The sequence below is a fragment of the Streptomyces sp. NPDC005266 genome (genome assembly GCF_040607655.1).
GTDB lineage: Bacteria > Actinomycetota > Actinomycetes > Streptomycetales > Streptomycetaceae > Streptomyces.
In genome coordinates this window covers 1-1642 of the sequence record NZ_JBEXHC010000059.1, presented here as the reverse complement: position 1 = coordinate 1642, position 1642 = coordinate 1, and the positions used below count along the sequence as shown (strand labels likewise).

General features: G+C 70.2%; 1 protein-coding gene. It reads left to right on the top strand.

The annotated features are described in order from the left end of the window. Nucleotides 1-1642, top strand: a 1642-nt coding sequence (locus ABZU99_RS34835; RefSeq protein WP_356228186.1) for a condensation domain-containing protein, incomplete at both ends; no start/stop codon positions are given.

Here is a 1642-nt window from a genome sequence, read left to right as displayed (position 1 = left end):
ATTTTGTGCGGGTTGTTCGCTGAGGTCCTGGGGGTGGAGCGGGTCGGGATCGATGACAGCTTCTTCGAGCTCGGCGGACACTCCCTCCTCGCCACTCAGCTGATCAGCCGGGTCCGCACCGCGCTGGGTGCCGAGCCGACCATCCGCCAGGTGTTCCGTACGCCGACCGTGGCCGGGCTGGCAGCGGCTCTGAGGAGCGTGGACGGCACTCGCCGGGCCATCACCGCGCGTCCGCGCCCCGAGCGCACCCCGCTGTCCTACGCACAACAGCGACTGTGGTTCCTCGACCGGCTGGAAGGGCCCGGTGCGACCTACAACCTGCCTGTCGCCCTCAACCTGTCCGGGCCCTTGGACCGAGAAGCGCTGCGTGCCTCGCTGGCGGACCTGACCGCCCGGCACGAAGCGCTGCGTACGGTCTTCGCCGAGGACAGCGAGGGCGTGCATCAGGTCGTCCTGGCGGAGGCCCGGCCGGAGCTGTCGGTCGTCCGCGCCGGAGAAGGGGAACTGGACCGGCTCGTCGCCGAGGCCGTACGCGCCGGATTCGACCTCTCCCGCGAACTGCCGCTGCGCGTCACCCTGTTCGAGACTGGCGAGGATGAGCACGTCCTGCTCCTGCTGCTGCACCACATCGTGGGTGACGGATGGGCCCTGCCCGTGCTCGCCGAGGATCTCGCGGCCGCCTACACCGCTCGCCTCGGTGGGTCCCCACCCGACTGGTCACCACTCGCGGTGCAGTACGCCGACTATGCCCTGTGGCAGCGCGAGTTCCTCGGAGCGCAGGACGATGCCGACTCCCCGATGGGCCGCCAGCTCGCGTACTGGACCGACGCATTGCGTGCCCTGCCCGAGGAGTTGACTCTCCCCACCGACCGGCCGCGACCGGCGGTCTCCTCGTACAGGGGAGAGCGCGTCGAATTCGAGGTGCCCGCCGAACTGCACTCCGCGATCACCCACCTGGCGCGGACCGAGCAGGCGAGCGTCTTCATGGTGGTGCAGGCGGCGTTCGCGGCGCTGCTGTCGCGACTGGGGGCCGGAGACGACATTCCGATCGGCTCGCCCATCGCCGGCCGCACGGACGACGCGGTGGAAAACCTCGTCGGTTGCTTCGTCAACACCCTGGTGCTGCGCACCGACACCTCCGGCAACCCCGCCTTCGCCGATCTGCTGGCCCGGGTACGCGAGACCGACCTGGCGGCGTACGACCACCAGGACCTGCCGTTCGAGCGCCTCGTCGAGGCCATCAACCCCGAGCGCTCCCTCTCCCGGCACCCCCTCTTCCAGGTCATGCTGACCTTCGACACCGAGCAGACCGTCCACGACCGCCTCGACGGCGCCATGCCGGGCCTCACCGTCACGGAACGCCTGACCGGGACGGGCGCCGCGAAGTTCGACCTCGTTCTCGGCTTCGCCGAGCGGCACACCGCCGACGCACGGCCGGCCGGGATGCGGGGCGCTCTCGTATTCAGCGCTGATCTCTTTGATGAGGGGACGGCGCGGGGGTTGGTTGATCGGTTGTTGCGGGTGTTGGCGCAGGTGGGTGGGGGTGCGTCGGTTCGGGTGGGTGAGTTGGATGTGCTGGGCGCCGAGGAGTGGCGTCGTGTGGTGGTGGGGTGGAATGGGTCGGGGCGGGTGGTGGGGTCGG